Here is an 8,782-nt window from a genome sequence, read left to right as displayed (position 1 = left end):
CATGCTCCTCATCCTCCCGTGGATTCAGAGCCTCCACCAGACCCGGGGCGATTCAGCCCTCACGCTCCAGCAGGTGGGTCAGCCCGGCACCGTGACCACCCGTGCCCTCGATCGCCCACGCTCGCAGGGGCGAGTGCTCGTCGGCCAGGTCCAGCAGTTCCTGGTAGCCGGCCGGGGTGGTGGGCACCGTGATCTCGGCGCGCACTCCACCGGTGGTGGTCTCGACGATGGCGGCGGTGTGGGTATCGACGTGGGTATCGACCCCGATGACGATCTCTGCGATGTCAGTCAGACTGGTCATGCGTTCCTCCTAGCTCCGGAGTGGACGAAACGGGTCCGGTCCGGGAGGAGTCACGGCAGGACTGTGACGGGACACGTGGGCGCGGCTACGCCCGCGGTCAAGCTCCTGATCAGGCCAGTCAGCTCCGACCGGGCCGGGTTCGACGACACCGAGTGGACAAGTCCCATCAAAGGCACGAAGCCAGTCAGACCTCGAGTCACACCCGGTGCCGTCGAACACACCCCATCAGCACAAGGCCGACAAAGCCATCCTCACAGTCAGCCCTTGACCGCCCCCAGCACCCCGTTGACCAGGTAGCGCTGGATGAAGATGTAGCCCACCACGAGCGGGACGGCGACGATCATGGTCGCCGCGGCCAGCAGCCCCCACTGGTTCGAGTAGGCACCCTTGAACGCGAACAGCCCCACGGTGATCGGGAACTTCTCCTGATCGGCGAGGAGGACCGTCGCGAGGATGATCTCGTTCCAGATCCAGACGGCCTGCAGGATGAAGATCGTGGTCAGCGCCGGTCGGCACAGGGGAAGCGCGAAGCTGACCAGGTACCGCCCGTAGCCGCAGCCGTCGATCGCTGCGGCTTCGTCGAGCTCGATCGGCAGGGACTTCACGAAGCCGGTGAACAGCAGGGGTCCCACGCCGACCCCGACGGCCACCATGAGCACATATCCGAGGCGCGAGTCGTACAGGCCCAGTCGCAGGAGCAGCTGGAACTGGGTGATCAGCGAGTTGGGCAGGAACAGCAGCAGTGCGAACACGATCGGCCAGATCCTGCCCCCGGCGATGTATCCCCGGGCGACGGGGAAGCCGACCAGCATCGTGATGACGGTCCCGATCCCGGCGCCGCCCAGGGTGTAGACGATGCTGTTGAGGATGTACGAGCCGAAGTGCCCCTGGACCCAGGCATCCACGAAGTTCTGCAGACGCGGTTCGGTGACGATGCCGACCGGGTCCGCGAGGAAGTCCGCATCGCTCTTGAGTGCCGTGTTCAGCAGGAACAGCAGCGGCAGCAGGAACACGGCCGCGAGGAGCACCAAGCAGATGTAGGCACCCACCGGTGCGCGCCGCCGCCTGCGGCGAGGGCGCGGGGCCGCGGAGCTCGGCGGCGGGAGCGCCGCCAGCCCGTCCTCGCCGTCGGTCCTGCTGGTCTGGGCTCGTCGGGAGCTGCCGGTCATGGTCACAGTCGTGCCTCCCGACGACGAAGGTAGAAGAGCGTGGCGAGCGCGATCACGCCCACCAGGACGAACTGCAAGGTCGCGATCGCCGCCGCGTACCCCTGGGACTGAGACAGGGACGTCCCGGACTCCCCGCCGAAGGCCTGGACGTACACGAGCAGGGACAGCACCTGGGTGGATCGGTTGCTGGGCCCCGCGAGCACGTAGGTGAGCTGGTAGCTGTGCATCGCGTTGACCACGCCCATCAGCACGTTCGCGGTCAGCGAGGGCGCCAGCAGCGGGAACGTGACGTTCCGGAACCGCTGCCACGCGGAGGCGCCGTCGATGCTCGCGACCTCCTGGAGCTCGGCCGGGATGGCCTGCAGGCCGGCGAGGAAGATGACGACCGAGATGCCGACCTGCATCCACACGTGCACGAAGATGACCAGGCCCAGCGCGATCCGCGGATCGCCGAAGAAGGCCGACTGGGTGCCCACGGCATGCAGCAGGCTCTGCATCGGGCCGCCCGCCGGATTGAAGATCAGCGACCAGATGAGACCGCCGACCGTCACGCCCAGGATCGTCGGCATGAACACGACCGCCCGGAAGAAGTTCCTTCCACGCAGCGGCCGGTTCAGGAGCAGGGAGATCGCCAGGGCGAAGCCCATCTGCAGCACGGTCCCCACGATCGCGAAGACCATCGTGTTGCGCAGGGCGTTCCAGTTGTCCGCCGCACGGGCCGGGCTGAAGAAATCCAGGTAGTTCTCGATCCCCACCCAGAGGGTGGGCACGTACGTGAGCCCGCGCAGGTCCGTGAACGACACGACGATCACGGCGACGGCCGGGACGAACGCGAACAGGACCAGCATCAGCATCCCGAGGCCGAAGGTGAGGCGCACGGCGCCCCGCCGCGGGAACGGGAAGCGGGTGCGCACCGGCGCGGCTCTCTCCGCTCGTGCTGTCATGTGGGGGTCTCCTCCTGGAGGTCGCGGGCGACTCGGACGTGCGGGCGGCGGCTCAGAACGCCCCGCCCCACGCCTTCTGCGCCGCGTCGGCGGCCTGCTCGGGGGTGCCGGAGCCGAGCGGCTTCACCCCGGGATAGTTGAACGGGAACGCGGCATCCTGGCCCGCCTTGTTGTTGGCGAACCAGTAGTGGCTCCACGGAGTGCTGAACTCCTCGGTGTACGCCGCGATCGACTCGAGGAACTCGGACTGCTCGATGTCGGGCTGCGCCGAGGAGTAGCCGGCGGTCTCGATGAAGGACGTGTAGGTCTCCTTCTCGGAGAAGAAGTCCAGCCACGCGAGCGCGGCGCCCTGGTTGGGTGCGTCTGTCGCGACGCCCAGCATGAGCTCGACCTTGCCGGTCAGGTGGTCGTTGCTCGCCGCATCGTCGCCCATCGGGGTCGGGAAGTATCCGTACTCGAAGGCGCCGTCCACCGCCGCGTCGACGACGGGCTGGTTCCAGGTGCCGTCGGCGATCATGGCGAAGTCCCCGGAGGCGAACCCTCCCGGTACGGCGTCGTAGCTGGCTCCGGCGAAGTTGTCCTGCGCGTTCTGGTAGGCGAGGTCGACCCGCTTCAGGATCTCGACGAGATCCGGATCGGTCAGCTTCACCTCGTTCGACCACAGCTTCTCGGCGAGATCGGCCTTGGCGTCGGCGCTCGGGAACAGGCCCTCGACCGCGGCGAGCATGTACAGGCCCGCGGGCCAGCTCTCCTTGCCGCCGATGCCGAACGGGGTCGTGCCCGCGTCCTTCAGCGAGCTGAGGACCTCCTGCAGCTCGGCGTAGGTCGTGGGGACCTCGAGGCCGCCGGCCTCGAAGATGTCCTTGTTGTAGTAGAGGCCCGTCGTGTAGCTGAGACCCGTGGGCACCACGAAGAGCTTGTCCTCGAGCGTGATGGTCTCCAGCACCGAGCTGTCGAAGCGCTCGATGAACGCCTGATCGGTCAGCTCGAGCATGCCGCCCGCGAGCGCCAGGCGCACCGAGTCCTCCTCCGATCCCTCCGCGTACGAGGGCGGGATGGACATGCTCTTGGCGACGAAGATATCGACGTTCTTCGCGGTGAGGCGTGAGGAGAGCGAGGCTTCGTAGGTGTCGTTGGGAACCGTCGTGAACTTGACCGTGACGTCCGGGAACTTCTCCTGGAAGTCCTTGTTGACCTGCTCGAACGCAGAATCGGAGGCGTTGGCGCTGGACACCATGATGGAGAGCTCCCCCGAGGGGTCCTCCGCCGAGCTGTCGCTGTTCGCGCCCCCTGAGGAGCAGGCCGCGGTGCTCGTGGCCACCCCGGCTGCCGTCAGGCCGAGGCCTGCTGTGAGGATCTGTCGTCGCGTGAACCCGGACATCGAGTCACTTCCTTCCGGAGGGAGCGCTGAGCACCCGCTGTCGTCGCTGACACTGAGCCGAAACGCTTCGGCGGTGTGAAGCGTAACACCATGGACCCGTCGAGGGGGAGCGCTCCCCCTCAATTCTTCCCGACCCTTGATTCCGCCTCGGGGTGCCGCTAGGTTCCCTGGAAGCCGAAGCGTTTCGGCACGGACAGGGAGGTCCCATGAGCACCGCACCGAACGATCGTTCCGCCATCGGCCGCCGCACTCTTCTCGGCACGGCCGCCGCTGCCGGCCTCGCCCCCTTCGTGATCCCCCTCGCCGGGGAGGCCCAGGGGAACGGCTCCGACGGCGGAGCGTGGCAGGCGAGCGCGGCGGCCCTGCGGCAGACGGGCGATGGCCAGCAGCGCTGGATCTCCATCCCGCACTCGCGCCTCGCCCTGAACCCCAACAACTCGACGCTCACCCAGGGTGAGGTGTCGCAGAACAGCGGGCCCGCGCTGCCCCTCGGCGCCAACTACATCGCGAACGACTGGTACAACCAGCACCGCAGCATCCTGACCACGTCGCTCTCCGACCAGGCGCTGCCGCCGGCGCCGACGGGCGAGCACCCCTTCCCTCCGGTCGGCTCCTCGCCGGCGCTCGACGAGGACTTCTCCGCCCCGGAGGACTGGGTGACCACGAGCGGAGATGCGACGCTGACCCCGGGAGAGGACGGCGGCACGGTCACGATCGGCAAGGACTCCAGCTCGGGCTCGGTCACCAGGACCCTCACCGTGGACCTCGACGACCACCCGCTGATCGCGATCGACGTGGCGGGCCTCAGCGATCAGTGGGCCCTCAAGCTCCATGACGAGGAGCTCGACAAGGACTACGCGCTCCAGGAGGACACTGCGGAGACCGGGGTCCACGTGTACGACATCGCGCAGATCACCGGGTGGAGCGGCCGGCGCAGCTTCGGGGTGAAGATCTATGCGTGCGGCGGAGCGAAGGGGTCGACCACGACCTATCGCCGGGTCGCCCTTCTCGCCGCGGGGACGTCCGGCTGGGACCGGCGCGCCCTCCGCACCAGCACCGCCTGGCAGCCCGACCATCTCGAGTTCGAGGCCCACTACGAGGACGGCTCCGTGCTCTCGGGCACCGAGCACCTCCACGACGTCGACGGCGCGGTGCGCACGATCGATGCCCGTCGCGCCCGCGGCTGGATCGCTCTCGCAGGCACCCTCCTCGGCGCCGCGGACTACGACGACGGCGACCGCGTCCTCACCGTCGTCGAGGAGAACCTCACCAGTGCCATCGCCCTTCCTCGCGCCGCGCAGGTCAGGTTCACCCAGGCCTCCGGCTGGGATCCGACGGAGGAGCCGAGCGCATCGAGCACCTGGTGGACCGCCGGCGTGCGCGCATCCGGCACGCTGACGGTCGGCCTCGGCTTCGCCGTGGGCGAGGATCGGGACGGTGCGTCGAAGGCCGCCCTGGCCGCGCGGGACGCCTCGCCCGAGGAGGGCATCGAGGAACGCCGGCGCGAGATCGACGACTTCCTCGCGCAGGTCCCGACCCCGCAGGACTTCTCGCTCCGCCTGCTCGACGACGCACGCGGGGTGGAGAGCCAGGACGTGCGCTCCGCCTACTACCGAGGCTGGGTGAACATCCTCCACAACGTGCTCCCTGCGACCCCCGAGACCGGCAACGACTGGGCGGCGATCGGCACGGACAAGGCCGACAACTGGATGAAGGGCGTCCCCGGCGCCGCGCAGGTGGCCTGCTGGGACTCGCTGCTCGCGGCCCAGCACCTGGTGCAGGTCGATGCCGGGACCGCGTGGTCGACCCTCTCGTGCATCCTCACGCAGGTCCAGGCCGACGGGCGCCTGGACGGGCAGAACCTGCCGGCCCGCCTCGCCCAGACGCTGTGGGTGCTGTACCAGGTGAGCGGCGAGAAGGACCAGCTGCAGACCCTCTACGAGCCGCTCGCCCGCTGGCTGCCCTGGGCAGCGGAGAACCCTCGGTGGATCGCCGCGAACAACGACATCCCCGACGAGGTCAACGCGAGCTTCGTCGTCTCCGCCGCCTTCGACCTGCAGTACGCGCAGAAGATCGCGGAAGAGCTGGACATGCCGGAGGACGCCGCCCGGTGGCAGGATCTCCGAGCATCGGTCCTGGAGGACTACGCGGACTGGTTCTTCTCGGAGGACGGCAGGCTGCTGTCCGTGCACTATCTCGAGAACTCCCACGAGGACGCGACCGGTGATCCCATCGCCGAGGTCACCGGCCTCGTGCTCGACGACGTGCCCGAGGACGTCGATGAACGGGTCGAGGATCGCTTCGCGGGCACCTACGATCCCGATGCGGAGTTCGCGGGTTTCGCCGAGAAAGCCCTCAAGGCACCGCACTGGCAGCTGACCACGATCGGGCTGCTCGCGCGCGACCGGGGGCAGGAGGCAGGGATCCTCGCCAACGCCGTGCTCCGCGACATCGTCCGCTCCGGGCGTTTTGCCGAGGTATACCAGGCGGCCGATGGAACCCTCGGCGACCGTCCCATCGGCCGCGGGGTCTGGCCCTCGACCTTTGGCATCGACGCCCTGATCGATGCGATCTGGATGAACAACGGCGTCCGCACGGACGACGGGAAGCCTGCCGCGGTGGACGTCGAGGGACTCGGCGGCCACGTGAGCGGACTGCGGCACCTCGGCGAGGTGCAGAAGTGACGACGCTCGACGCCACCCCGGCAACTGCGGGACCAGCGGGGAGGGAGCCCCATCTGATCGGGACCGACCTGGACGGCACCATCGTCGGCCAGGACGGCACGGTCAGCCGGCGGACGGTCGCCGCCCTGAGGGCCCGCATCGCAGCGGGCGACCGGGTCATCTTCCTGACCGGGAGATCCCCGTGGGACAGCAGAGAGCGCCTGCCTCTCGACGTGCTCACGGAGAACGTCATGGTGTGCGCCAACGGCGCCGTGGATCTCGAGACCGAGGGCGACGTACTGCTGCGCGCGGAGACCATCCGGGACGAGGACATGCGCCTGCTCGCCACGACCTGCCGCCGCCTCTTCCCGGGAGGCTGGTTCTGCCTCGACGGCGTGGGCGGCACGGCGATCGAGCTCGAGCACCCCTGGCGCTCCGCGATGGCCCCCTCCGCCCGGCCGGTGGCCGATGCAGCCTCCCCGGAGATCCTGGCGGACATCGAACCGTTCAAGGTCACCTATCTGCATCCCCGCGCGGGGATCGAGGAGATGGTCGCAGCGGTCGGCCCCGTGCTCGGGGACCGCGTGACCCTGACCTACGGCAGCAGAAGGGCCCCGTGCTTCCTCGAGTTCGCGGCGCTCGGCGCCTCCAAGGGCGCCGCGCTCGCACGCCATGCGCGAGCACTCGGGATCCCACCAGAACGCGTGCTGGCCTTCGGGGACATGCCCAACGACGTCTCAATGTTCGCGGCCGCAGGCCACAGCTTCGCGATGGCAGATGCCCCCGTCCCGGTGCGGCGGGCAGCAGGCGCGGTCATCGGCGGCGTGGCGGACGACGCCGTCGCCGAGGTCCTCGAGAACCTCGATTCGGCGATTGCGGGCCTCAGGACCGCGTGATCGTCGAGATAGACCCTCGAACCTCCAGGTGGGCGGGACCGACGTCGACGTCTCGGGGGATGCCGGGGTCGCCGTCTCGGCCCAGCGACCCGTCGACGAGGTCGAGGAGCAGCGTGGCGGCCTGTCGGGCTAGCTGCCTCGGAGAGGTGACCACGGTGGCGAGCGGAGGGTTCACGTACCTTCCCAGCTCGATCCCGTCATAGCCGGCGATCGCAACGTCCCCGGGGACGTCGAAGCCCGCCTGCTGGACGGCTGAGGCGAAGCCGAGCGCGCTGAGGTCGTTCGCGCAGAACACGGCCGTGGGCCTGTCCTTCAGGGCCATCCAGGCAGCCGCGGCGTCGACCCCGCCCGCATAGCTGAACCCTCCCTCGAGCACGGGCCCGGGCTCGAGGTCGTGGGCCCGCATCGCCTGCTCCCAGGCCTCTCGACGCTGGAGCGAGTGGACAAGCACGGGCCAGCCGGCGACATGGCCGATCCGGGTGTGCCCGAGCTTCACGAGGAGATCCACGAGCTCGCGGATCGCGGACTCATGGTCCTGGCGCACGGACGGCAGGGGGAAGCCGGGATCGGCATTGATGCCGACGGCGGGCAGGCCCAGCTCGGTCACGAGAGCGACGCGCGGATCCTCGCGCCGGAGATCGGCGAGGAAGACCCCGTCCACGCGGGATTCGTCGGCAAGACGTCGATAACGCGTCAGGGATTCCTCAAGGTCGGTGCCGACGTGGAGCACGAGTGCGTATCCGCGGGCATCGATCACCTCCTCCACACCGCCGAGGAACGCTCCGAAGAAGGGGTCCATCTCGAGAACGTCGGGGGCCCGCTGGATGACGAAGCCGAGCGCGTAGGCCCGACGGCCCGAGAGGCTGCGTCCGAGAAGGGAGGCACGGAAGCCGAGATCGTCCGCAGCCTGGCGGATCCGCTCCCGGGTCGCGGCCGAGACACCCGGGTTCTCGTTCAGCGCTGCGGAGACGGAGCTGATCGACACGCCAGCCTTCGCGGCGACGTCGAAAATCGTCACCTTGCGTGCGGCCACAGCACCTCCTCCGCGATCACGCTGACCACCAGCACTCCGGTACGCGCTGGTCCGCCCCGAATCCTACCTACCACCTGTGGGCCGGATGCCCGTCCGGCGACGCTCGGGGCGCGCCCGCTGACGGCTAAGGGCAGTGCCGCCGTCGGCCTGGCCGGGGCCATGTCCGCGCCGTCGGTGCTTGCCGCCCAGTCGAATCCAGCACCCGCCGAGGCGACCACGCCGCACCAGTGCGGAAGGCGCCGCCGGCCACGTGTACGTGACCTACGTGAACACCGAGACGCACGACCAGCCTGGCCTCACGCCTCGACACCGGTGTCATCAACGTCACGACCCGCAACATCTAGTGGCGCGTGTCGTTAGTTAGTTTACGGTTCGTGGTTTGGGATCATGGGGGC

The 8,782-nt window shown here is 69.0% G+C and carries 7 protein-coding genes; 2 read left to right on the top strand and 5 right to left on the bottom strand.

All coding sequences use genetic code 11. The features are described from left to right. Positions 1–52 precede the first annotated feature (52 nt). From INT49_RS20170 to INT49_RS20155, 4 genes are all read right to left on the bottom strand, one after another. Entirely contained in the window at positions 53–301 is a 249-nt protein-coding gene (locus tag INT49_RS20170) for a hypothetical protein (protein WP_193119530.1), read from the bottom strand. A 257-nt stretch (positions 302–558) separates the two neighbouring features. Beyond that, entirely contained in the window at positions 559–1,470 is a 912-nt protein-coding gene (locus INT49_RS20165; protein WP_193119529.1) for a carbohydrate ABC transporter permease, read from the bottom strand. Positions 1,471–1,472: 2 nt separating this feature from the next. Next, positions 1,473–2,414, bottom strand: a complete 942-nt coding sequence (locus tag INT49_RS20160) for a carbohydrate ABC transporter permease (RefSeq protein WP_226851087.1) — start codon at positions 2,412–2,414, stop codon at positions 1,473–1,475. A 52-nt stretch (positions 2,415–2,466) separates the two neighbouring features. Beyond that, a complete protein-coding gene (locus INT49_RS20155) occupies positions 2,467–3,795 on the bottom strand; it encodes an ABC transporter substrate-binding protein (protein WP_193119528.1) in 1,329 nt (442 codons plus the stop codon). Positions 3,796–4,001: 206 nt separating this feature from the next. On the opposite strand from INT49_RS20155, the gene INT49_RS20150 reads away from it, so the two are divergent. Together INT49_RS20150 and INT49_RS20145 are read left to right on the top strand one after the other, a co-directional pair. Next, positions 4,002–6,479 carry a hypothetical protein gene (locus INT49_RS20150; protein ID WP_193119527.1) on the top strand — a complete coding sequence of 826 codons (2,478 nt, stop codon included), beginning with the start codon at positions 4,002–4,004 and terminating at the stop codon, positions 6,477–6,479. Beyond that, positions 6,476–7,354 carry an HAD-IIB family hydrolase gene (locus tag INT49_RS20145; protein ID WP_193119526.1) on the top strand — a complete coding sequence of 293 codons (879 nt, stop codon included), beginning with the start codon at positions 6,476–6,478 and terminating at the stop codon, positions 7,352–7,354. The genes INT49_RS20150 and INT49_RS20145 overlap by 4 nt, the downstream gene beginning before the upstream one ends. On the opposite strand, the gene INT49_RS20140 is transcribed toward INT49_RS20145, so the two are convergent. Beyond that, positions 7,341–8,387 (bottom strand): LacI family DNA-binding transcriptional regulator, encoded by a 1,047-nt coding sequence (locus tag INT49_RS20140; protein ID WP_193119525.1) that lies wholly within the window; start codon positions 8,385–8,387, stop codon positions 7,341–7,343. The genes INT49_RS20145 and INT49_RS20140 overlap by 14 nt on opposite strands. Positions 8,388–8,782 lie beyond the last annotated feature (395 nt).

It is taken from the genome of Brachybacterium tyrofermentans, from assembly GCF_014897585.1.
Taxonomy (GTDB): Bacteria; Actinomycetota; Actinomycetes; order Actinomycetales; family Dermabacteraceae; genus Brachybacterium; species Brachybacterium tyrofermentans.
This window is presented reverse-complemented; position numbering and strand designations above follow the sequence as displayed.